22 protein-coding genes are annotated in these 21,575 nt (G+C 70.6%); 5 read left to right on the top strand and 17 right to left on the bottom strand.

Annotation, left to right across the window (positions count from 1 at the left end):
- From KIK09_RS42230 to KIK09_RS42195, 8 genes are all read right to left on the bottom strand, one after another.
- Positions 1-1,434, bottom strand: coding sequence for an RtcB family protein (locus KIK09_RS42230; RefSeq protein WP_214325146.1), 1,434 nt, complete (start codon positions 1,432-1,434; stop codon positions 1-3).
- Positions 1,434-2,663 (bottom strand): glycosyltransferase, encoded by a 1,230-nt coding sequence (locus tag KIK09_RS42225; protein ID WP_214325145.1) that lies wholly within the window; start codon positions 2,661-2,663, stop codon positions 1,434-1,436. Before KIK09_RS42225 ends, KIK09_RS42230 begins: the two co-directional genes overlap by 1 nt.
- Positions 2,660-3,616, bottom strand: coding sequence for a hypothetical protein (locus KIK09_RS42220; RefSeq protein ID WP_214325144.1), 957 nt, complete (start codon positions 3,614-3,616; stop codon positions 2,660-2,662). Before KIK09_RS42220 ends, KIK09_RS42225 begins: the two co-directional genes overlap by 4 nt.
- A complete protein-coding gene (locus KIK09_RS42215; protein WP_214325143.1) occupies positions 3,616-4,926 on the bottom strand; it encodes a polysaccharide biosynthesis protein in 1,311 nt (436 codons plus the stop codon). The genes KIK09_RS42220 and KIK09_RS42215 overlap by 1 nt, the downstream gene beginning before the upstream one ends.
- Positions 4,920-6,062, bottom strand: coding sequence for a DegT/DnrJ/EryC1/StrS family aminotransferase (locus KIK09_RS42210; protein ID WP_214325142.1), 1,143 nt, complete (start codon positions 6,060-6,062; stop codon positions 4,920-4,922). Before KIK09_RS42210 ends, KIK09_RS42215 begins: the two co-directional genes overlap by 7 nt.
- A 3-nt stretch (positions 6,063-6,065) precedes the next feature.
- Complete coding sequence (locus KIK09_RS42205; protein WP_214325141.1) at positions 6,066-7,376, bottom strand: Wzz/FepE/Etk N-terminal domain-containing protein; 1,311 nt, start codon at positions 7,374-7,376, stop codon at positions 6,066-6,068.
- A gap of 109 nt (positions 7,377-7,485) precedes the next feature.
- Positions 7,486-8,151, bottom strand: a complete 666-nt coding sequence (locus tag KIK09_RS42200; protein WP_214325140.1) for a response regulator transcription factor — start codon at positions 8,149-8,151, stop codon at positions 7,486-7,488.
- Between the two features lie 66 nt (positions 8,152-8,217).
- Positions 8,218-9,594, bottom strand: a complete 1,377-nt coding sequence (locus KIK09_RS42195; RefSeq protein ID WP_214325139.1) for an NsdA family TPR-like regulatory protein — start codon at positions 9,592-9,594, stop codon at positions 8,218-8,220.
- A 233-nt stretch (positions 9,595-9,827) separates the two neighbouring features.
- Here KIK09_RS42195 and KIK09_RS42190 point away from each other — a divergent pair, with 233 nt between their 5' ends.
- The gene (locus KIK09_RS42190) at positions 9,828-10,817 is read left to right on the top strand and encodes an NAD-dependent epimerase/dehydratase family protein (RefSeq protein WP_214325138.1); all 990 of its coding nucleotides are present in this window, start codon (positions 9,828-9,830) and stop codon (positions 10,815-10,817) included.
- Between the two features lie 47 nt (positions 10,818-10,864).
- Here the strand turns inward: KIK09_RS42190 and KIK09_RS42185 are convergent, their stop codons facing one another.
- Positions 10,865-11,515, bottom strand: a complete 651-nt coding sequence (locus KIK09_RS42185) for a response regulator (protein ID WP_214325137.1) — start codon at positions 11,513-11,515, stop codon at positions 10,865-10,867.
- On the bottom strand, positions 11,496-12,101 hold the full coding sequence (locus tag KIK09_RS42180; RefSeq protein ID WP_214325136.1) for a sensor histidine kinase: 606 nt from the start codon (positions 12,099-12,101) through the stop codon (positions 11,496-11,498). Before KIK09_RS42180 ends, KIK09_RS42185 begins: the two co-directional genes overlap by 20 nt.
- 318 nt (positions 12,102-12,419) lie before the next feature.
- Between KIK09_RS42180 and KIK09_RS42175 the strand changes: the two genes are divergently transcribed.
- Positions 12,420-13,973, top strand: a complete 1,554-nt coding sequence (locus KIK09_RS42175) for a Rieske 2Fe-2S domain-containing protein (protein ID WP_214325135.1) — start codon at positions 12,420-12,422, stop codon at positions 13,971-13,973.
- 44 nt (positions 13,974-14,017) lie between these two features.
- On the opposite strand, the gene KIK09_RS42170 is transcribed toward KIK09_RS42175, so the two are convergent.
- From KIK09_RS42170 to KIK09_RS42140, 7 genes are all read right to left on the bottom strand, one after another.
- Positions 14,018-16,402, bottom strand: a complete 2,385-nt coding sequence (locus tag KIK09_RS42170; protein ID WP_214325134.1) for a PKD domain-containing protein — start codon at positions 16,400-16,402, stop codon at positions 14,018-14,020.
- Positions 16,403-16,496: 94 nt separating this feature from the next.
- On the bottom strand, positions 16,497-16,847 hold the full coding sequence (locus KIK09_RS42165) for a hypothetical protein (protein WP_214325133.1): 351 nt from the start codon (positions 16,845-16,847) through the stop codon (positions 16,497-16,499).
- A gap of 49 nt (positions 16,848-16,896) precedes the next feature.
- On the bottom strand, positions 16,897-17,508 hold the full coding sequence (locus KIK09_RS42160) for a GntR family transcriptional regulator (protein ID WP_308164656.1): 612 nt from the start codon (positions 17,506-17,508) through the stop codon (positions 16,897-16,899).
- Positions 17,502-18,374, bottom strand: coding sequence for a DMT family transporter (locus KIK09_RS42155; RefSeq protein WP_214325131.1), 873 nt, complete (start codon positions 18,372-18,374; stop codon positions 17,502-17,504). The genes KIK09_RS42160 and KIK09_RS42155 overlap by 7 nt, the downstream gene beginning before the upstream one ends.
- Before the next feature lie 18 nt (positions 18,375-18,392).
- Positions 18,393-18,770, bottom strand: coding sequence for a hypothetical protein (locus tag KIK09_RS42150; protein ID WP_214325130.1), 378 nt, complete (start codon positions 18,768-18,770; stop codon positions 18,393-18,395).
- A 1-nt stretch (position 18,771) separates the two neighbouring features.
- A complete protein-coding gene (locus tag KIK09_RS42145; protein ID WP_214325129.1) occupies positions 18,772-19,221 on the bottom strand; it encodes a GNAT family N-acetyltransferase in 450 nt (149 codons plus the stop codon).
- Complete coding sequence (locus tag KIK09_RS42140) at positions 19,218-19,568, bottom strand: MmcQ/YjbR family DNA-binding protein (protein ID WP_214325128.1); 351 nt, start codon at positions 19,566-19,568, stop codon at positions 19,218-19,220. The genes KIK09_RS42145 and KIK09_RS42140 overlap by 4 nt, the downstream gene beginning before the upstream one ends.
- Before the next feature lie 37 nt (positions 19,569-19,605).
- On the opposite strand from KIK09_RS42140, the gene KIK09_RS42135 reads away from it, so the two are divergent.
- The 3 genes from KIK09_RS42135 to KIK09_RS42125 all read left to right on the top strand — a co-directional run bounded on the left by KIK09_RS42135 (position 19,606) and on the right by KIK09_RS42125 (position 21,338).
- A complete protein-coding gene (locus tag KIK09_RS42135) occupies positions 19,606-20,229 on the top strand; it encodes a TetR/AcrR family transcriptional regulator (RefSeq protein ID WP_308164655.1) in 624 nt (207 codons plus the stop codon).
- 5 nt (positions 20,230-20,234) lie between these two features.
- A complete protein-coding gene (locus tag KIK09_RS42130) occupies positions 20,235-20,606 on the top strand; it encodes a hypothetical protein (RefSeq protein WP_214325127.1) in 372 nt (123 codons plus the stop codon).
- A 231-nt stretch (positions 20,607-20,837) separates the two neighbouring features.
- Positions 20,838-21,338 carry a GNAT family N-acetyltransferase gene (locus tag KIK09_RS42125; protein ID WP_214325126.1) on the top strand — a complete coding sequence of 167 codons (501 nt, stop codon included), beginning with the start codon at positions 20,838-20,840 and terminating at the stop codon, positions 21,336-21,338.
- Positions 21,339-21,575 lie beyond the last annotated feature (237 nt).

The following is a 21,575-nucleotide window of genomic DNA, read 5'->3' as shown; positions in this document are numbered from 1 at the left end:
CTAGTTGAGCACCGCGAACGGCCGCAGCCGTGCCACGGGACGGACCAGCTTGTTGTCGGTGAGGATGGCCACGGCCGCGTTCACGCCGTGGTCGTCCAGGTGCGCCACCTCGGCGGGCGCGGCGTCGCTGTAGCGGTAGCGGCGGGTCACGTGGCCCTGCGGGTGCTGCGTGGACAGGCCGCGGCGTTCGAAATCGGAGATCACCGTGCCGGCGCCGTGGCAGGCCGAGTGCAGGCTGTCGGCCACGTCGTCGCCGGGCAGCGCCACGTAGGAGGAGGTCCTGTTGGTTCCGGGCAGCAGCAGCGCCTGGCCGGTGACGCCGAACACGGTGCCCTCGGGCATCAGCTCGGCCGGGTAGGCGCGGCAGGAGTTGTGCCGGTGCACCACGGCGGTCCTGCCCTCGCCGAACTCGGCGGGCAGGGGCTCCTCGTACATCGAGTTGTGCGGCGAGTCGACCACCAGCCGGCCGTCGGCGCCGCCGAAGACGTCCCTGGCGACCTGCTTGAGGTAGGAGTAGGTGGCCAGGCGGAAGGCGAATCCGTAGTTCATGGCGGCCGCGTTGGCCAGCATGAGCCGCCGTCCCTCGGTGGAGTCCAGGTCGAGCGGCGGGCAGGCGTGCGAGAAGTACAGGGCGTAGCGCCGCTTCAGCTCGGCCATCGAGCGCGAGGTGGCCAGGTGGTAGAGCGGCTTCTGCACGGCCGCCGCCAGGCGCAGGTTGCGCGGGTTGTGCTTGCGCGGGCCGAACAGGGCGCCGACCTCGCCGGTGAGCACGCCGCCGCCGCCGTGGTACTGGATGGTGATCTGGCCGTGCCGCAGGCCGAGCAGGGCGGCGGCGGGCTCGTCGTAGATCTCCTCCACCTGCTGCAGCTCGACGAAGTGATTGGACGGGCCGACCGTGCCGAAGCGCATCCTGGCCAGCTGGAAGGCGATCGCGGGCATCTCCTTCAGCAGCCGGGCCGCGCCGCCGTACCGCTCCAGGTCGAGGCGGCCGCCTTCCTCGATGCGTTCCAGCTCCTCGGCGGGAACGCTCCAGCGTTCGGCGGCGAAGGCGGCGCCGTCCACCGCGGCCCGCCGTACCTCGGAGAGGGTCAGCTCGCGCTTCTTGGTGGGCGGGTAGGGGTAGCGGTCCTTGATGCGCCGGACGAAGGTGTCGACGGCGGCCGTGCTCGGGCGCTCGCCCAGGTCGAGCGAGATGAGCGCCATGCCGCAGTTGACCGAGGCCGAGGTGAGCGTCGGCCTGACCGTCCCGGCCGTGGCGACCGCGACGGACGACGGCAGCTCCATCTTCGACTTGTGGTGGAAGTCGGGCAGCACGACGGGCGGCGCGGCCAGGTCCACCCCGGACACCTGGTGGCCGAGGGCGTCCAGCACGGCCGCGTCGGCGGGCATGTCCGTGCTGTCGAACACCCTGGGGCTAAAGACGGTCAGCTCCACTATTTCCCCTCTTGAAACGGTCGCCGGTAAGGCCCGCGGTAGACCTGGTCGAGCACGGTGGCCAGGGCCGCGGGCGTGTAGTCGGCGCCGATGCGCTGCTTGGCCGCCTCGGCCATCCGCTTGCCCTCCGACGGGTGATCAAGGACGTAGGTGATGGCGGCGGCCAGCTCCGCGGGACGGGCGGGCGGGACCAGCAGGCCCGTCTCGCCCGGCACGACCACGTCCGACAGGGCGTTGACCGAGGTCGCCACCACGGGCACGCCGGCGTTGACCGCCTCGATCACCACGCACGGCAGGCCTTCGTACCTGCTGGCCATGGCGAACACCTCGAAGGCGGGCAGCAGCCTGACCACGTCGTCGCGGTGACCCAGCCAGCGCATCCGCTCGCCCAGGCCCTTCCGCTCGGCCAGGGCCTTCATCTCGTCCAGATCCTCGCCGCCGCCGATCCAGACGCCGTAGACGTCGGCCGGCTGCTTCGACAGCGCCTCGATGAAGTGCTCGGGCGCCTTCTGGAAGCAGACCCGGCCGACGGTCCCCACGATCCTGACGCCCACGGGAAGGTCGAGCAGAGCGCGCGCCTGCTCGCGGTTTCCCGGCGCGTATGTATAGGTGTCGACGGCCGGCGGGATCGTCCTGATCCGGTCGGCGGTGCCCATCCTGCGGCGCATCGCCTCGACCGCGACCTGCGCGCCGACGGCGAGGAACGCGTCGGTGTGCTTGCCGCAGTGGCGCTCGATGCGCACATAGATGTCCCGCCGCCAGGCCGCCTGGAAGTCGTGGAAGGGGAAGCCGTGCCAGGTGTGCACGATCCGTTTGGTACCGGCCCTGGCCGCCGCCAGGCGGCCGAGCACGCCGCCCTTGGCGCTGTGGGTGTGCACGACGTCGTAGCCGCCCTCGGCCAGGACGCGGGTGAGGATGCGCAGGGCGGCTCTGTCGTTGCGCGGGGAGATCTCCGGTACCAGTGACGGCACCTGGAGGACCTCCATGCCGGCCAGGAAGGCCTCACCGATGAGGTCGGCCGGCGGCGCCGCGGCCACCGCCTCCTCGCCACGCAGCACCTCGGGCTTCTCCGCCGTGCTGTCGCCGCGCGTGCCGTCCAGCCCGGTGCCTCCGGCGATGAACGACACCTCATAGAGGTCGGGGTCGAGGGCGAGCGCGCCGCGTAAGGCGACTCCTCCGGCCCCCGCGGTCATCCGCGTGATCACGTTGGCCACCCGGATGCGGGTCATGGCAGCTCCTCGATGCCCACGGACTCGCCGTCGGCGATGGTTACCAGGAAGCGCGGCAGCGCCGCGGCGTACCCCTCGGCCAGCTCGGCGATCGGCGGGTGCGCGGGGCCGCGGCCCGTGCCGAGCGCGAGCGTGGCGCAGAAGGCCCAGTAGCGGCGCAACTCGCCGCCGGCGTAGGTGCCCGCCGTCAGCACGCGCGCCGCCTCGGCCGGGCCGAGCTCGGCGATCTCCGTTTTGGGGCCGCGGGCCAGCACCACCAGCCGGTCCGGGTCCAGCCGCTCCATCCGGTCGGCGAACGGCTGCGCGACCCGCCCGTGCGAGGTCGCCGGCCCGCCCGCGCCGTGCGCGTCCGTCCGCATCGGCTCGGCGATCCCGTAGCAGGTGGTGGCGTCGGCGACGCACAGGTTGTCGGCCGTCGCCCTGGCTCCCAGCGCGATCGCCTTGCGCACCAGGCTCGACTTGCCCACCCCGCCGGGTCCGGCCAGCATGACCGTACGGCCGGCCGTACCGACGACGGAGACGTGCAGGGGCGCCCTGCCACGCCAGCCCGCGCGCCAGAGCACCGGATAGTGGACCAGCGTCTGCCCTGCCAGCAGCCGGAAGCGCGAGCGCAGCACGGTGTTGGCCGCCCTGGTCTTGGGCGCGGGCCGGTAGCGGGCGCGCACGGTCAGCACGTCGTCCTCCGCCTCGGCCAGCAGGTCGAACCCGGAGGAGCAGGCGTCGGCCAGCAGCACCCGGGAGCCGTCGCCGTGGGCGCCGCGGGTCAGCACGCTCATCCCGGCCCTGGAGAACGGCTCGGTGGAGTCCTCGATCCGCAGGCGGACGGTCGGGGGCGCGGGCGGCGAGGTGCGCGGCGTGCCGCCGACGGTCTCCTCGATCAGGCCGGGGATCCACCCGGGCGCGCCGCCGGCGATCTCCAGGACCTCTCCGCCTGTGATCACGTAGCTCGGCATCACAGCACTTCCTGGATGAGGTGGTTGGGCGCGCGTACTGGAGCGGTCCGGTATTCGGGAAGCAGGCGGCGCAGCAGCATGCGCACGTCCTGCTCGCTGCCGCGGTCGGCGGCGGCGTGCAGCCGCTCGAGCAGCACCGCCTGGCCGGTCGGCGCGGGACCTGGGCGGGCGGCCCAGACCTGCGGGTTGGCGGTGCGGGTGCGCAACTCGCCGCCGGAGAAGAGCTTGTCGTCCAGCCGCTCGCCCGATTCCAGGCCCTTGAAGCGGATGCGGACCTGCGGCAGGCGCAGCTGCTCTGCGAAGGTGTGCACGAGCGAGACCACCGGCGTCGGCTCGCCGACGTCCAGGGCGAACGCCTCGCCCTGCTCGGCCAGCGCGACCGCCTCCAGCGTCAGGTGGACGGCCTCCGACAGCGTCATGAAGTACCGGGTCGCGTTGGGATGCGCGACGGTCATGGCCTCGCCCGCGCCGGCCTGCCTGGCCAGCTCCGACAGCAGCGAGGCGGGGGTGGCGACCAGCGTGGCCACGCGCGCGGCGGCCAGCCGTAGGCCCATCCCCGCCTTGGCCTGGACGGTCAGCTCGGCCACCCGGTAGCTGGCGCCGAGCACCGAGGCGGGGTCCGCGGCCTCGACCCCGGACACCAGCACGAACCGCTCGGCGCCGTGGCGCATCGCGGCGCTGAGCGCCCGGTGCGTGCCGCCGACGTTCCTGGCGACGGCCGCGCACGGCTCGCGCTCGGCGAGCTTGAGATCGTGCATGAGGTCGGCGTGGAAGACCAGCTCGGGCCGGATCCGCTCGCACGCGCCCTCGACGGCGTGCCGGTCGGCGACCTCCACGGCGCCGGCGCCCGCGGCGTGCAGGCAGGTGATCAGCTGGGCGCCGACCGGGTCGTCCGCGCCGGTGACCAGCACCCTGCGCCCCTGTACGGCGCGCCTGATCCTGCCGTGGTCGAAGTCGGCCGGTTCCCTGCCCAGCAGCCGGGTCGGCGCCACCGCCTGGTCGGCGTGCCCGAAGGCGAGCCCGGCGCCGGCGGCGGCCTCGCTGAGGCTGGCCAGCTCCATCGCCGAGCGGCCTGGATGGCTGACGAGCACGGCCTGGGCGGCGGCGGTCGTGGCGGCCTCGCGCAGCTGGGAGATCCTGCCCAGCACGGGCAGCCCTTCGACCGTGCCGGTGTGCTCGTCGTCGAGGAAGCCCACGGGGAGCACGCCCGGGTAGGGGGTGCGGGCCAGGGTCCTGGTGTCGGCGCCGGTGCCGATCAGCAGGGCGGGTAACCCGGATGGCGCTTTCCTGGCGCGCAGCCGGGCTAGCACGGTCGACCGTCCAGCGCCTCGGCGAGTGCGGAGATCACCAGGTCCTGCTTCTCATCGGACAGCGCCGGGTAGAGCGGCAGCGACAGCAGTTCCTCGGCGACGCGGTCGGTGGCCGGGACCGAGGCGCATTCCTGCGGGCCGAGCGCCTTGGCGTAGGCGGTCAGCTGGTGCACCGGGATGAAGTGCACCGAGGTGCCGATACCGGCCTCGCCGAGCGCCACGTCGACCGTGGTTCTGTCGCGCAATCGGACCTGGTACAGGTGCCAGGAGTGGCCGTTGGCGGGGCGCTGCGGCAGCCGCAGCCCGGGCAGGCCGGCCAGCGCCGCGTCGTAGCGCGCGGCCAGCTCGTGCCTGCGCGCCTGCATGCCGGGCAGGGCCCGCAGTTGCGCGCTGCCGATGACGGCCTGCAGGTCGGTGAAGTTGGCCTTCATGCCGAGCTCGGCCACGTCGTAGCGCCAGCTGCCGCCGGGCAGGTAGCGCTTCCACGCGTCCTTGGTCATGCCGTGCAGCCGCATCGCGCGCAGCCTGGCCGCCAGCTCCGCGTCGTAGGTGGCGACCGCGCCGCCCTCGCCGATGGGCAGGTTCTTGGTGGCGTAGAAGCTGAAGCAGGCCGCGTAGGAGTCGGATCCGATCGGGGCCCCGCGCAGCAGCCCGCCGGGGCCGTGGGCGACGTCCTCGACCACGCGCTCCCTGGGCAGGCCCGCGGCGGCGGCCAGTTCCTTGGCGTCCACCGGGTACCCGGCCATGTGGGTGACCACCATGGCGGCCGGCTTGCCCGCTCGCCGTACCGCGGCGGCGACGGTGTCGGGGGTGGGCACCAGCGTGTGCTCGTCGATGTCGATCAGCACCGGGCGCAGGCGCGCGTTGATGATCGCGCCGACGGCGCTGCAGAAGGTCAGGCTCGGGGTGAGCACGGCGCTGCCGGGCGGCAGCGCGAGCGCGCGCAGCGACAGCTCGATCGCCGCGCTGCAGGTCGAGACCGCCACGACGTGCGCCGCGCCGAGGTAGGCGGCGAACTCCTCCTCGAAGGCGGCGGCGCGGGGACCGGTGGTCACCCAGCCGGACTCCATGACCTCGAGGACCGCGGCCGAGGCGTCACCGGCGAACGAGGGCACGAAGTAGGGGACGGTCAGCACAGGTCATCTCCTCTTGAGCCTGAGGCGCGGCGCGTAGTCGGCCACGACCCCCAGCAGCGGCCACCCCGAGGCCTCCACCAGGTCGTTGATCACGTAGAGGTTGGCCAGGCGGGTCACCTGCTTGCTCACCAGGACCAGGCCGACGCCCTCGAGCTCCTGCTCCTGCGGCAGGTCCTCCAGGGACACGAGCTTGACGGCGGGCAGGATGGCCGGGATCGGGGAGGTGTCCTCCGTCATCACGACCTTCTTGGCCGCCAGCGCCGTGGCCACCCCGCCGGAGGCGTTCGTCTTGCGCGGCACGGGTGTGGTCTCGTCGTGGCCGGACTCCGGCGTGGGCTCCTTGGCGGGGGGGACGGTGAGCGCCCTGTTCATCGCGGTCATGACCTCGGGCGCCACGCTGCCGCCCGAGCCCACCAGGACCACGGTGTGCACGCCCGCCTTGCGCGCGGCCAGCCGCAGCTTGCGTACCAGGGGCTCGATCGCGGCATGCCTACCCCTGGCGCAGCCGAGCAGCGGCACCCCGAGGCGGCGCGAGACCCGGCGGACGCCGGGCACGGTCGGCCTGACGGTCTCCATGGCCGAGGCCACCATGACACCCAGCACGAGGCCGCCGACCAGGGCGACCACCAGCATCTGCAGCAGGCGCTGCGAGTCGGCCTGCGGCGGGCGGGCGGGCCAGCTGACCACCCGCGACTGCCCGGCCAGCGCGGCCTGGTCGACCACGTTGGCGCGCAGCGCCTTCTGGTCGGTCAGCGAGCGCTGGATGTCGTCGCGCTTCTGGATCAGGTCGGCGTTCTTCGGGGCGCCGAGCACCGCCTTCTGCGCCTTGGCCAGTTGCGAGGTCAGATCGGAGATGCGCTGGGTCACGTCGTGCAGCACGGTGCGCAGTCCGCTGACCCGCGACTGGTCGATCTGGCCGGTCACCTGCACGGCCAGCGCGGCGGCCAGTGCCTTGGCGGCGTCGGGGTCCCTGTCGGTGACCTCGAGCGAGGCCAGTGGTGAGGAGCCGAGTCCGGTCAGCGTGACGTTCTTGGCGAGCTCCGTCAGATCGCGGGAGACGCCCGCCGACTGCATCGCGGAGCGCAGCACGTCCGGGCTGGTGGCGAAGGCCTGCGCCTGACCGGCCACGCCGGCCGCCTCACCGGCCGCCTGCGGCACCTTGCTGGCGATGACCAGCGTCGCGCTCGCCGTGTACGTGGGCGGCTGCGACCTGGCGTAGTACCCGATCGCCAGCATCGGCAGCAGCGCGCACAGCAGAATGATCGGCCAGTATCTGCGGATCAGCCGGGCCGCAACCTCGTCCAGCTCCACCATTCACCCCCGGGCGACCAAGATGCGGATTCGGCCACAGTAAGGAACCCGTCTCCGCATGGGATCGCCCAACGAGACGACGACTCACTACGCCATATGTGGTGGTTTGCGATCAGGCCGCGGGCACGGACGGCCGCAGTCCTGCCCGCATGGCCAGCGAGATCGCCTCCAGCGCCGAGTGCACCTCTAGCTTGTTGAGCAGGTTCTGCGTGTGGGTGCGCGCGGTGTTGACCGAGACCCCCAGCGACTCGGCGATCTGCGAGCGGCCGAGCCCGTCGACCATGCAGCTCAGCACCTGGCGCTCGCGCTGGGTCAGCGAGGCCAGCCGGTGCTCGGCCTCGGCCACCTCGTCGCCCGTGGTGAGCCTGCGCAGCAGCTCGGCCAGCGACCTGGACGGGATGTAGCCGCCGCCGAGCGCGACCGTCCTGATCACGCGGATCAGCTGGTCGGCGCCCACCGACTTGGGGACCCAGCCGACCGCGCCCGAGCGGACCGCCTGCACCATGAGCGAGACGTCCTGGGCGGCCGTCAGGAAGATCACTCGCGCCTCGGGGCACCGGTCGAGCAGGTCCTGGAGCGCTCCAACGGTGCTCACCGACCCCAGCATGAGGTCGAGCACGACGACATCGGGCCTACCCGTCTTGGCGATGGCGAGCATGCCCTTGATGTCGTGCGCCACCGGGAGCACCTCGATGTCGGGCTCCATCGCCAGACGCACGGCGAGCGTCTCGACGAAGAGCCTGTGGTCGTCCATCACCAGAATGCGGGTCTGCCTCACAGCAGCAGGGTGAACGGACAAGGTCATTCAGGCATCATGCAAATGCACGATTTCTGAACTATGTGTTCAGATGTCGTTAACCTCTGTCAGGAACGCCGAGACAAGCTCGCTGTCGGCATCGCCCTCCACCTGCCTGGCGAACTCGTTGAGCCGCTCCGCCAGCCGGGTGGACTTGATGGCCCGCGCCGCGGCCAGCGCGGGCCGGGCTAACTCGCAGGCCCCGTCCAGCTCGCCGCAGCAGGCCAGCACGGAGGCGGCCAGCACCTGGTGCAGCGACCTGGCCCTGGAGTGGCGGGCGGGCAGGTCGAGCGCGTCGTCGAGCAGGTCTCTGGCCTCCTTGGCGCGGCCCAGGTCGCGCAGCGCGTGGATGGTGGAGCCCGCGAAATGCGCAGGCGTGAACGTGCCCATCCAGTCGGGTTCCTCCGCCTCGTTCCTGCGTTCCATGGCGCGGTCGGCAAGACGCCGCGTCTTGGCGAACTCGCTGCGGTCGTTGAGCAGCGCGAGCGCGCGCAGCTCCGTGCCCGCCAGCCTGGCCAGCAGGCCCTGCGGGGCCCACCGGCCGGCGCCGTCCCTGGCGGCCAGCGACAGCCGCAGCGCGGTGCGGTGGTGGCCCAGGTAGAGGGCCTGGGTTGCCAGGTTGCCGATCACCGCCGCGCCGTACAGCGGGTCGCCGGCCTGCTGGGCCAGGGCCGCGGCGTGCGTGAAGTGGTGCTGGGCCAGGGCGTGCCTGCCGTAGTCGTAGGCCATCCAGCCGACCAGGTTGGTCAGCACGGCGGCCGACTGGAACAGGTCTCTGCCGACGGCGTGGCCGTACCTGCCGCGCAGCAGCAGCGCCACGTCCTCGCGCAGATAGCGCACCAGCCAGCCGAGCGCGAAGCCGCCGCCGTGGGTGTGGTCGAGGTTCTTGAACTCGATGTGCGTCGAGCGGACCCGCTCGACGTCGGCCGCGACGACCTGGCGCGAGCCCGTCCTGCTCGACGGGGTTCCGGGCCTGCCGAAACGCCAGTCGACCGTCGTTTCGAGTGCCTGGACGGGGTGGAAGGAGGCCTGCCCGAAGGCGTTGGGCCGCTCGTTGCTCACCCTCCACAGCTCGGTGACGGACTCCACGACCTGGTCGGGCGTCTGCGGGAACTCCACTCCCGGCGTCACCTGGCCGCCGCGCTGGAACCCCAGCTCGTTCACTGTCACCATCCGCCCCACCGCCCGGGTCAGCACCTGGGCGATGACCTCGGGGATGGGCGGCTCGGGTACGCTGCCGCGCAGCCACCGGCCGACCGAGCGGTAGTCGTAGGCGAGCCGCAGGCCGTACTCCTGGCGTGCCTGCAGTGCGACCTGCCTGGCCAGGGCCTCCCTGGAGAAACCGGCCTCAGACAGCAGTGTCGCCAGCTCGTAGTTGAGCACCGGCCGCCCGGAGCCGGAGGCATCTGACTGGTCTGGAACCACGGCTCAGGGTAAGCAGGGACGGGCCTTCGACTGATCAGGCAACGAGATGAGGAACGCTAGTCAAATTGCGGGGGAAAAGCAGGTTACAACCGCACACGGGGGTTGCATGGGTGCACACCCGGCGCACCCCCCGGTGATGACGCCGCACCCCTACCGCGTGCCTCGATCGCGAGGTTTCTTTTTGGAACGCGACCAAAAGGGAGTGGGGGATCGAGGATGTGGGGTGGGCGCGCTTGAACATCTTGATAACCGGCGCTGCGGGGTATCTGGGCACAGTCGTCGCGACGCAGTTGCTCAGTGAGGGTCACACCGTCCGCGGGCTGGACAATCTGCGGTTCGGCGGCGGGGGGTTCCTGGCGCTGTATCCGAACAACAGGTTCGAACCCGCCATCGGTGACGTGCGGTCCGAGGACGACGTCAAGGCCGCCATGCAGGGCGTCGACGCCGTGGTGCACCTGGCCGCCATCGTCGGCGACCCGGCCTGCGCGGAGGAGCCCGACGTCGCGACCGAGGTGAACCTGCACTCCACGCTGCTGGTCTTCAGGGCGGCACAGCGCGCCAAGGTCGGCCGCTTCGTCTTCATGTCCACCTGCAGCGTGTACGGCAAGCAGCCGGGCGACTTCGTGGCCACCGAGGAATCGCCGATGAACCCGCAGTCGCTGTACGCGGTGACGAAGATCGACGCGGAGAAGGAGTTGCTGCGCGAGGCGCGCACGGGAGGCACGGCGGCGACCGTGCTGCGCCTGTCGACGCTGTTCGGCCTCTCCCCGCGGATGCGCTTCGACCTGGTGGTCAACAAGTTCACGCTGCTCGGGCAGACCAGCGGCAAGCTGACCGTCTACGGGCCGGACTCCTGGCGGCCCTACCTGCACGTGGCCGACGCGGCCGGGGCGATCTCCTCGGTGCTGTCCTCGCCCAGGAACGCGGTGGCGCACCAGGTGTTCAACGTCGGGTCGGAGAACCACCAGACCAAGGACATCGCGAGCTTCGTGCGCGGCTACTACAACGGGGTCGACGTGGAGACGCTGGCCGGTGGGCCCGATCCGCGCGACTACCGCGTCAGCTTCGACCGGTTGCGGGCCGCGACCGGGTTCGAGCCGTCCAGGACGGTGCTGGGGGGAATTCACGAGATGGCCACGGCGCTGGGCTCCGGCCTGCTGCATCGCGGGCCGTACGTGAACAACGGGTTCAACACGATGGTGCTGCAGCCTGCCTTCGTGTGACAGGCGCGCTGATCGCCGAGGGCGCCCTCGGCGATCAGCGCTCGCCGCTAGCGCACCAGCCATTCGCCGGTGTCGACGCTGACCAGGCCGTGCCTGGCCGCCACGATGACCGCCTCGCGCTGGGAGTGGACGCCCAGCTTGGTCAGCACGCTCTGCACGTGGCTGCGTGCCGTGCTGCGCGCCACGCCGAGCTCCTTGGCCAGCGAGACGATGTTCGCGCCCTTCACCAGCGAGCAGAGCACCTCCCGCTCGCGGCTGGTCAGGAACGAGGCCAGGCGCTGCGCGCTCGACTGTGACGAGCCGGCCCGTTCCACCGCGAACGCCCGCGGCGTCACCCGCTTGCCCGCGATCACCTCGCGCAGCACGTCGAGCAGGTCGACCACCTGATGTCCCTTGTGCGCGATGCCGTGCACGCCGCTGGCCAGCACGGCCTCGACCGTGGCGCCGTCGGTGAAGCCCGACAGCACCACGAACTTGGTCGCCGGCGCCGACGCGCACAGCTCGGGCAGCCTTTCCAGCGCGGACCCTCCGGGAAACGTGAGGTCCATCAGGCAGACGTCGATCTCGCCGTCGTCAAGGAACCTCGCCGCTTCCTCGACGCTGGCGGCGATGGCCGCAACCTCCCAGCCGGCCCGCTCGATCAGCAGAGCGAGTGAGTCGGCGAAAACCTTGTGGTCATCACAGATGAGGAACCTCATCGGCCTCGGGCTCCCATTCGGTGCCGTATCCCGGAGCCGCCGCTGCGGGTAACTGGATTCGGACGCACGCGCCGCCCAGCTCTCCTTGCCTGAGTTCCATGCTTCCGCCGTACTCGACGACGAAGTCGTGGATGATGCCGAACCCGAGAGAGGCCAGTCCGCTCCCGACCCTGGCACCGAATCCCGGCCCGTCGTCATGGATCTCTACAACGGTCCAACCCGACTCGACCAGCACCCGCGCGGTCACCCGGCCCGAGGGGCCGGCGGCCCGGCAGGCGTTGTCGAGCATGTTGCGCACCGCCCGCCACAGGGCCAGCCGGTCGACGTGCGCGTAGGCGGTCTGTCCTGTACTGGACACCGTGGTGGCCGTCGACAGCCGCATGGCGTCGGCGATCTCGGCCACGAGCAGGTCGACCCTGACCAGTTCGGTCAGCAGCCGGTCCTGCGGAGACTCGATGAACCCGTCGTCGTCCAGTTGCTGCAGGAGCATGCCCAGCCAGCGGGTCTCCCCCACCAGCTGCTGGACCCTGGTCCTGCTGTCCTGGCCGATGTCGTCCGCCGTGGCGATGGCCGAGGCCAGCATCATGACGGTCGCTATCTCGTGCTGTATGTCGTGGCGTAAGCGACGCCTGGTCAGCGCGCCATCGTCGACCCCAGTGCGCGTGGTGACCACGTCACGGGGGACCCCACCCCTGCCTGGCATCTATTCCCCTCATCCCCACGATGGGCAGACTTACGAATCTTCGCATATGGAAGTCTCCGTGCGAAGGATGAAAAATACCGCTACAGCCTCATCGTTCCCAGATTCACCAGTGTTTCTGCTGGATAACCGTCTGATGACGTAGGGGCGCCTGCGTCTTCCTGCCGATGCGGGCCGATCAGGCCGGCCCCAGGATGTGGAGCCATGGCACGCGTAAAATTCCTGGGGCATGCCGGGCTGTCCGTCGAGAGCAGCGCCTTCACGCTGGTCTTCGACCCGTGGATGAGCCCGTCGGGGGCGTATCTGGGATCGTGGTTCCAGTACCCGCGTAACGATCACATCGACATACGGCCGCTTACCGCGGCGCAGTATGTGGCGGTCTCCCACGAGCATCTGGACCATATGGACAGCTGGTTTCTCGAGCAGCTGAGCGATGAAACTACCGTCCTTATTCCGAAATATCCCTCGCCCGCATTCGGTGACAGGCTCTTGGACGTCGGCGTCAGGAAAATCGTCGAGTTGGAGCCCTGGGAGCAATATCCCCTCGCGGACGACGGTTCGTGGATCACCTGCATCCCCGAGCTGTCGCCGATGTGCCACGACTCGGGCTTCCTGCTGGTGGCCGAGGGACGCTCGGTGCTCAACTGCAACGACGCCCGGCTGACCGCCTCACAGGCCCGCCGCGCCAAACACCTGGCAGGCGGCACGCTCGACTTCATGGGCGTGCAGGCGGCCGCGGCCACCTGGCACCCGATGCGTTACTCCTACCCGGTGGAGGAGCAGCGCCGCATCGCCATGGACAAGCGCATCTCCAAGCTGCGCGCCGTGCAGCGGCTGGTGCGTGCCACGGCGCCGGAGCTGGCCGTGCCGTTCGCGGGGCCGCCCTGCTTCCTCGACCCCGAGCTGCGCGAGCTGAACTGGGTGCTGGATCCGGAGTACGGCGCCTTCGTCGACCCGGAGACGGCCCGCGAGTGGCTGGCCGAGCACCTTCCCGCGCAGCGGTGGGAGACCTTCCGCCCTGGCGACGTGCTCGACCTGGAGACCGGCGAGATCGAGCGCGACCCGGTGTCGGCGGCCTTCAGCTTCACCGAGGGGCGCGAGGAGTACCTGCGGCGCTACGCCGAGGACCGGGCGACCGTCATCAACGAGACCAGGGACGCGCACCCCTCGCCCGGCAGGGACTTCCCCGAGCGCTTCGTCGAGCACTTCGTCCGGCTGGGCTCGCTGAGCTCCTACTTCCTCGAGCAGATCGACATGACGGTCCGCTTCGAGATCAGCGGCGCCAACGGCGGCGTCTGGGACGTCAGGATGAACGCCGACGGCCTGGCGATCGGCCCGCCGCTCGCCGAGCGGCCCGGCTACACCGTCACCGTGCCGGGACGCTGGGTCGAGCCGATCCTGTCGGGCGACATCGCCTGGGAGGACCTGCTGCTGTCGATGCGCTTCCAGCTGCACCGCGACCCCGACGTCTACAACGACTACCTGGTCGGCCTGCTCAAGCACGCCAATGCCCCTGCGCTGCAGGCGATCGAGGAGTACGAGACGGGCCGCGACGAGGCCGAGCGCATCACGGTGACCGACGGCGGGCGCACCTTCGAGATCGGCCGCTACTGCCCGCACGCCGGCGAGGACCTGTCGGTGGGCGCGATCATCGAGGACGGCCGCGTCTACTGCCTGGGGCACAACTTCACCTTCGACCTGGCCACCGGCGCATGCCTGAACGCCAGGTCCCAGCCCCTGCCGACCAGGGAGATCTAGTACGGGGGGCCTGGGCCCCGTCCACGGAGACGGGGCCCGGGCCTCTAACGGACCGCGTTGGCCGTGCTTCCCGCGGTCAGCGTGGCGTTGCGCAGCAGCGACAGGTCGTCGGCCTGGAAGCACTGCCCCGGCGGGTTGGACGAGGTGTAGAGCAGGAAGTCCACGGTCGAGCCCGGGCTCGTCACCGTGTACGGCACGCTGATCAGCTGCCAGGCGGTGCCCAGCGTCAGCGTCGCGGAGGCCGAGCCCACGTTGGTGGACCCGACGTACTCGGTCAGCTTCAGCTTGATCGTCTGGCCTGCCGTGCTCGCCCTGACCCAGGCGCTCGCCGTCAGCGTGCCGGACTGCGTGGTGAGCGCCCAGTTCGGCGAGTCGTTCAGCGTGCAGCTGATCGCGCCGGTCGTGACGTTCTGCAGCTCGCCCGCGAAGCTCCCGCTGTGGCCGCCCGAGACGGTGGAAAGCGTCGCAGAGCCGGTCGGGATCGCCTTCCAACCGGTGGTGCCGGTCTCGAAGCCCGGGTTCCCGACCAGTTCGGTACCGCCGCCGCCGGAGACCGTGACTCCCTTGGACGTACTGCCCGTCTGGCCGGCGGTGTCGGTGACCGTGACCGTGACGGTGAACGAGCCCGCGCTGCCGTACACGTGGGTCGCCGTCGAACCCGCCTGCGGTCCGACGATGGTGCCGTCGCCGAAGTCGAAGCGGTAGCTGGAGATCGGGCTGTCACCAGGGGTGGATGCCGAGGCGTCCGCGGTGACGTTCAGCGGGGCCGTGCCCGAGGAGGGCGTGAGCGTCAGGCTCGGGCTCGGCGGGGTGTGCGAGGGCAGCGCGGTGGCGGACCTGGACGAGACGCCCGCGTTGCCCGCCGTGTCGGTGACCGTCACCGTGACCGTGTACGTGCCCGGGTTGGCGAAGGTGTGCGCGGCGGACGGGCTCGACTGGGGGCCCACGGTCGTGCCGTCGCCGAAGTCGAAGCGGTAGCTGGAGATCGGGTTGTCGCCGGGGGTGGATCCCGAGGCGTCCGCGGTGAGGTTCAGCGGAGCCGTACCCGATGAAGGGGTCAGGCTCAGCGCGGCGGTCGGCGGGACGGGCGGCGGCGGGCCCGCCTGGCGCTCGTAGGCGCCGCGGTCGTCGTAGGCCCGGGGACCGGCTCCGGTGTTGGCCACGCCCGGGTCGTCGACCCGCGGATTGCCCAGCACGTCGATCGTCTGCTGGCCGGACACACCGGAGTTGGCCGAGTCGATCGCCGGAGAACCGGCCAGCAGTTGCAGGTTCCACGTTCCCGGCGAGACGAAGGCCGGATCGGCGTAGATGCCGCGGTTCTCCTGCCCGGTGGCCGACTGCAGGCTGGGCAGCGTGTTGTAGGTGTTTCCCGCCCAGACGTACATCTTGCCGGACTTGGTGAGCCAGACCTGGTTGTGGTTGGCCACGGTCCCGTTCGGGGCGGAGTCCCACACGCCGATGTTCCCGGCCCGCCTGCTGCACGAGATTCCCTTGTAGGCCGGGTAGACGGCGTTGTCGAAGGCAATGTTGTTGGCGATCGTGTAGTTGCCCGACGCGCCCTCCACGTTGATGCCCGTGGTGCAGTTGCGGTAGATCGTGTTGCCGATGAGGCGGCCGCCGGTGACGTTCAGGTCGTCGATGCCGTGGTCGCCGTTGTTGTAGGAGACGTTGCCGGCGGCCAGGTTGTTGTCGCCGCCGGTGTAGAACTGGATGCCCGAGTCCTCGTTCTCGTACGTCACGTTGTTGATGATCGAGTTGGCCGGCCCGATGACGTCGATCCCGTTGGCGTTGCGCTGGTAGCCGTTGGCGTTCAGCGTCGCCCTGTTGTTGCTCACGGTGATCCGCGTCGTGTTGGCGGCCAGGAAGAAGCCGTGGTCGCTGTTGTCGTTGGAGACGTTCTGCGAGACCAGCGAGTCGGTGGTGCCCGCCAGCTTGATACCCGCCGCGATCTTGCCCGAGGCCCGCTGGCCCGCCTTGGTCACCGTGTTGCGGCTGATCGTGATGTTGCTGCCGCCGGAGACGCTGATCCCGTTGCCGGTCGTGCCGGTGATCGTGAACCCGTTGATCACGACGTAGCTCTGCGAGCTGATCTGGAAGCCCGCGCCCGAACCGGTCACCGTGGGCGTCGCTCCCGGCGCCGCGGTGATGGTGATCGGGGCTCCGGACGTTCCTGAGTGCGTGACGTTGACCGGCCCACCGTAGGTGCCGGAGGCCACCTGTAAGGTCTGGCCGGCCAGGACGACCTTTGCTCCCTGGATGATCGAGCAGAACGGCTGTGCCCCCGTGCCCGGCCCCTGGTCGGAGCAGGCGTTGTTGTTGCTGTCCACGTAGAGTGTGGTCGCCGCGTCCGCCGACACCGGCGTGGTGAGGGCGGCGACAAGGGTCGAGATTGCGGCAAAAATGATCAGTCTTGCGCCGATCGGGAGCATCGCTCCCCCTATCCCCACAAAAGTGCCTTGCTTGAATCGGGAAATTATTCACAAGCAAGGGGTGGAGAGCATCCTCAATCGGTACGAGAAATCTCTAGTCATACTCCAGGTCCGGCAGCGCGGTCGGCGGATCCGGGCTGCGCCAGACGACCACCACGCCGTCGTGCGCCGACTCGGAGGCCAGATGCAGCCGGTCGAGGTCGAAGTCGGGCAGGTAGCGCAGCCGGGCCAGGAACGTGGCGTCGGTCGCCGAGCGCGGCACCACGCAGCCCTCGCCGTCACGATCGAGCAGGATGTACAGGACGTCTGCCCCGGACTCGGTCACCACGCGGACCTCGACGACGTCCTCCCACGCCAGAGCTTCGACGCTCCCGTCGGAGTAGTGACGGGTCACGCCCTCTTCCGTGACGTACACGTAGGAGTCCGGCATCGGGTTGCCGTGCATGGGCGCGATTCTTGCGAGGAATCGGCCTGTCCCGCAAGAGCCCGGGGTGTTACCGCCCCCAGGAGTGGCTCAGGTGATCCCTGACCATGGCCTTGGCGGCCGCGATCGGGCCCTCCGCGATCGCGTCCAGCAACTCGCGGTGCTCGCTGACCAGCACGTCCCTGTCGGTGTAGACCTCGCGCAGCCCGACCAGCCCCAGCCGGGTCTCGGCGGCCAGCACGCCGTACAGGCGCTCGAGCCGCGGGCTGCCGACCGCCTCGATCAGCGCCTCGTGCAGGGCCATGTGCTCGGCCACCGCCGACGACCACGGCGCGTCGGACGGCAGCGCCGCCATCCGCGCGAGCGCCTCCTCGGCGCCGGACACCCGGCGCCCGGTGACCGCCTCGACCATCAGGTCCTCGAGCGGCCTGCGTACGTACATCAAATCGTCCAGGTCGGAGACCGTCACCTCGGGGACGTGGGCGCTGCGGTTGCGCTCCCTGCGGAGGAGCCCCTCGTGCACCAGCACCGCCAGCGCCTCGCGCACGGTCGGCCGCGCCACCCCGTACTCGGCCGCGACCTCCTGCTCGGGCAGCGACCGCCCGGCCTCGATCTCACCGGACAGGATCCGCCCGCGCAGGGCGTCCGCCAGCGCTCCCACCGCTGACACGGTCTTCAGCACGAGACTTCCTTCTCCAGTACGGCCGGCCGTCGGGGCCATTCTGACACCGACACGGCCACCAGGCTCCCCGCGAGGAGGATCAGTCCGGCGACCGAGACCGGGGTCAGCCGCTCTCCGAGCACCACCAGGCCGAGCAGGGCCGCGACGGCGGGCTCGGCCAGGGCCAGCGTGGCGGCGGTGGCCACCGGGGTGGTGCGCAGGCCCCTGCCGTACAGCAGGTAGGCCAGCGCCGTGCAGGCCAGGCCCAGGTAGACGGCGGCGAGCAGGGCGCGCGGCTCGGCCAGCCAGGACACGCCGCGCCAGAGCAGGATCGGCAGCATGATGACCGCGGCGCCGCCGAACAGGACGCCCATCACGGCGTTGGAGCTCGCGCCCCGGTCGATCGCGTCGGCCGCGGTGACCGCGTAGAAGGCGTAGACCAGGCCGCCGAGCAGCGCGAGCAGCACGCCGGAGACCACCTGGCCGCCCGCCTGGGCGCCGCCTCCCACGATCAGGGCCGCGCATCCGGCGACGGCCGCCGCGGTGGCCACCGCCCAGCGGGCTCCTGGGCGCCTGCCGTACAGCAGCCAGGACAGCAGCCCTGTGAAGACGGGGCCGCTGCCGATGGCCACCACGGTGCCGATCGCGACGCCGGTGCGGCCGACGGCGGCGAAGAAGCACAGTTGGTAGGCGGCGACCGCGACCGCGGCGAGCAGCAGGCGCGGGGTAACCGTCTTCCTGTCGGCCAGCAGAGCCAGCGCCGCGCCGCCGATGACCAGGCGGGCGGCGGCCAGCGCCACCGAGTCGGCCGAGACGAGCAGCCCGGCGGTGCCCGCGGTGCCCCAGAGCACGGCGGCGCCGAGCACGGCGAAAGGTCCGTTCCTCATACTCACATTGTCTGACAATCAGACAATGTCGTCCAATAATCCGTCCAGAATGCGGACCGCGGGGCGGGCGAGCTGGTCGGCGTAGTCGTCGAGCACGGCCAGGCCCTCGTCGATGTCGGGGGTGCGCTTGCGCGGTAACGCGAGGAGGACCTCGTCCTCGGCGGTGATGGCGCCGTCGACGGCGAAGCCGCGGGCGTCGCTGGTGACCGTGAGGGCGATCTGGACCTCGCGGCCGTCGGGCAGCGTGAAGACGGTGCCCATCCTGGTCCCCGCGGGCGGGACGTAGTACGAGAAGGCGGCACTGCGGGCGAAGGGATGGTGGAGGTCGGCGAGGAGGTGCGCCACCCGGGTCAGGGTCGCCAGCAGACCGGCCGCGGCCCGGCTCTCGCTGTCCACCTCACGAGCGTAGATCAGCTCCCGGGTCGGTGGCGAGCCGCGCATGCCGCTCGACGTCGTCATCCACCCCCTCCGGGCGGAACCCGGCCTTCAGCGCGACCGTGCACGAGGCCGGATTGTCGGTGCGATGCCCGAGCTCCAGCCGGAACAGCCCGCGCTCCTCGAACGCCCACCTGGCCAGCGCGTTGACCGCCGCCGTGGCCACGCCCTGGCCCCTGGCCTCGGGTGCGGTCCAGTAGGAGACCTCGACGCCGGTCAGCGCCACGTTGCCGGCGATCCTGCCGTCGAGGAGCACGGCGAAGGCGTCACCCACGCCCTCCCACGAGGCGATCCAGCCCTGGGCGTCCTTGAGCGTCAGGATCGGCCACGGCGTCTGCCGTGCCATGTCGGCCGCCTGGAACGCGCGCAGCACCACCGGCGCGTCGCCGGCGCGCCAGGCGCGCAGCGTCACAGCTGGAGCTTCTCCTCGAAGGCGGCCACCATGTCCCTGGGCGCGGTCAGACACCACGCCTCCGCCACCAGCTCGAACAACTCATCCCGATCAATCTTATCGAGATGCACCACAACCCACCCAAAACGCCCAGCGGTGAACTGGATCTCGAACACGTCCGGCCGCTCCGCGACCAGCGCCAGCTGCTCGTCGACGGTGTTCTTGAGGCCGACGGTCCTGGTCTCCTCCCACAGGTAGCCGAAGCCCCTGCCGCGCACCTTCAGCGCCTGCCAGCTGCCTCCGTCGGACACCTTGTATTCGGGCAGCTCCTCCAGCACGTGCAGGAACTCGTCGACACTCACACCCATGGCCTCTTGTGTACCAAATCTCGGCGACACTTTGGGGGTGGGCGACACCCGTTCCAAGCTGCTCGAGGCAGCGCTGGAGACATTGAAGACACAGGGCATCGCGGGCGTATCCGCCCGGACCATCGCCGCCGCGGCCGGCGTGAACCAGGCGCTGGTGTTCTATCACTTCGGCAGCGTCGACCAGCTGCTGGCCGACGCCTGCCTGCACGGCTCCGAGCAGCGGGTGGCCGCCTACCGGGAGCGCTTCGCCGCCGTCACCACGCTGCGCGAGTTGCTCGCGCTCGGGCGGGCCGTCCACGAGGAGGAGCGGGCCGCGGGCAACGTCGCGGCGCTCGCCCAGCTCCTCGCGGGCAGCCAGACCGACGCCGCGCTGGCGCCCGCCACGGCCGCCGGGCTCGGGCTCTGGGTGGCCGAGGTGGAGCGGACGCTCGCCCGGGTGCTCGCCGACTCACCGCTGGCCGAGTTCGCCGACGTGGCGGGGCTGGCCAGGGCCACCGCGGCCGCGTTCGTGGGGCTGGAGCTGTACGAGGGGGTCGATCCCTCGTCCGCCACCCGGGCATTCGACTCGCTGGAGCAACTGGCCGTCCTGGTGGCTGTGCTGGACGACATGGGGCCCCTGGTTCGGCGTGCCGTACGAAAGAAGATCACGCGCCTAGAATGACGCCCGTGCCGAAAGTGGTCAGTGCCGCCAGATTCATCGTCACGCTGCAGGTCGCCTTCGCGATCGTCGCGCTGCTCATCTCCGGCAGCCTGATGCTCGCCGGCGGCATCGACTGGCTGCCGGCGCTGATCCTGAGCGGCGGCATAGCCCTGACGGTCGCGCTGGGCCTGGTGATGGGCCGCTTCGACACGCGGCGGCGGCTCATCCGCTGGTCCATGATCGCCTTGCAGGTCGTCGCGGCGACGGCCTACCTGGGGCCGATGGTCGCCGACTCGAGCGTGCGGATCCTGCGCCTGCTGTCGCCCAACGCGCTGCTTCCCGCGGCGGTCATCGTGCTGCTCCTGCTGCCCGCCGCGGGCAGGTGGTTCGACCGCTGAGGTCCATCCGCCCGGCCACCGCCGAACGTGAACTCCCCGACCTCCGGCTCCTCTCCCTGCCCGAGCCACCCTCCCGGGCGCCGAGTCAGCAAGAGGATGTACGGCCAGGTCGGCGCCCTTGTACGGCGGCCAACCGAAGACCGCCCTCGCCACGGTTACGAGGCGCCGTGGCGGCACGCAGCAGGTGAGCGTCGCGGAAAGCCCTACGACGTCCGCCGATAGGGTCGCGCCATGGACTGGGTACGCCTCCGGCTCGACGTTGACGCATTCGATGAGAAGGAGTTCGAGCCCTACCTCCAACGCGCCCTGACGTCCGGCATCTGGTTCACCCCGATGACCGACACCCCGGACAACCGGCGCGCCCTCTACGAGCTCAACAAGACGTGCTCGGCCGACATCCCCGAGCGAGGCGAGTTCTACAGCTACGAGTCCTACGTGGCAGAACGCATCGAGGTCCCTTCCTTCACCCCGGAAGGCATCATCGTGGCCCTCGACGGCGACACCTGGATCGGCATGTCCGCCACATCGCTCCACCCCGAAGGCCGCGCCTTCAGCGAGATGACCGGCGTCCTGCGCCCCTACCGCGGCCGAGGCCTCTCCCTGGCGCTCAAGCTCCTCGCCATACGATTCGTACGCGACCAGGGGTGCCGCTGGCTCGACACCATCCACCACCCCCGCAACGATTCGGCCATCTCGATGAACCGCCGCCTCGGATTCATCGACCTCCCGTGATCCACAACCCAGTACAGGTATAAAAGTCGCGGCATTCCGAAAAACCTAAAGATTGCCGCTTTCCTCATGTTTGCCATCACGCCAGGAGTCTCTTGACAATCCCGGGGTACACGGGCCTCCCGCTTCGCCCTACGCCCCTTCGAGGCGGCAAATTTGCAGGTCGCCCTCATGATCCAACCTCACGCCCGAAGCCCCATTTGTCAGGCTTTATAGCCTATGTTCGAAATATGTATCGAA

It is taken from the genome of Nonomuraea sediminis, from assembly GCF_018531495.1.
GTDB lineage: Bacteria > Actinomycetota > Actinomycetes > Streptosporangiales > Streptosporangiaceae > Nonomuraea > Nonomuraea sediminis.
The sequence above is the reverse complement of the archived record's forward strand: the minus strand, read 5'-3'. Positions and strand labels throughout refer to the sequence as shown.

Bases quoted from the DNA above. Each gene is read 5' to 3' on its own strand.
- KIK09_RS42180 (WP_214325136.1), bottom strand. From the start codon at position 12,101: ATGATGCTGGCCTCGGCCATCGCCACGGCGGACGACATCGGCCAGGAC.
- KIK09_RS42185 (WP_214325137.1), bottom strand. From the start codon at position 11,515: ATGAGGTTCCTCATCTGTGATGACCACAAGGTTTTCGCCGACTCACTC.
- KIK09_RS42165 (WP_214325133.1), bottom strand. From the start codon at position 16,847: ATGCACGGCAACCCGATGCCGGACTCCTACGTGTACGTCACGGAAGAG.
- KIK09_RS42220 (WP_214325144.1), bottom strand. From the start codon at position 3,616: ATGCCGAGCTACGTGATCACAGGCGGAGAGGTCCTGGAGATCGCCGGC.
- KIK09_RS42125 (WP_214325126.1), top strand. From the start codon at position 20,838: ATGGACTGGGTACGCCTCCGGCTCGACGTTGACGCATTCGATGAGAAG.
- KIK09_RS42170 (WP_214325134.1), bottom strand. From the start codon at position 16,402: ATGCTCCCGATCGGCGCAAGACTGATCATTTTTGCCGCAATCTCGACC.
- KIK09_RS42225 (WP_214325145.1), bottom strand. From the start codon at position 2,663: ATGACCCGCATCCGGGTGGCCAACGTGATCACGCGGATGACCGCGGGG.
- KIK09_RS42140 (WP_214325128.1), bottom strand. From the start codon at position 19,568: ATGGGTGTGAGTGTCGACGAGTTCCTGCACGTGCTGGAGGAGCTGCCC.
- KIK09_RS42205 (WP_214325141.1), bottom strand. From the start codon at position 7,376: ATGGTGGAGCTGGACGAGGTTGCGGCCCGGCTGATCCGCAGATACTGG.
- KIK09_RS42155 (WP_214325131.1), bottom strand. From the start codon at position 18,374: ATGAGGAACGGACCTTTCGCCGTGCTCGGCGCCGCCGTGCTCTGGGGC.
- KIK09_RS42175 (WP_214325135.1), top strand. From the start codon at position 12,420: ATGGCACGCGTAAAATTCCTGGGGCATGCCGGGCTGTCCGTCGAGAGC.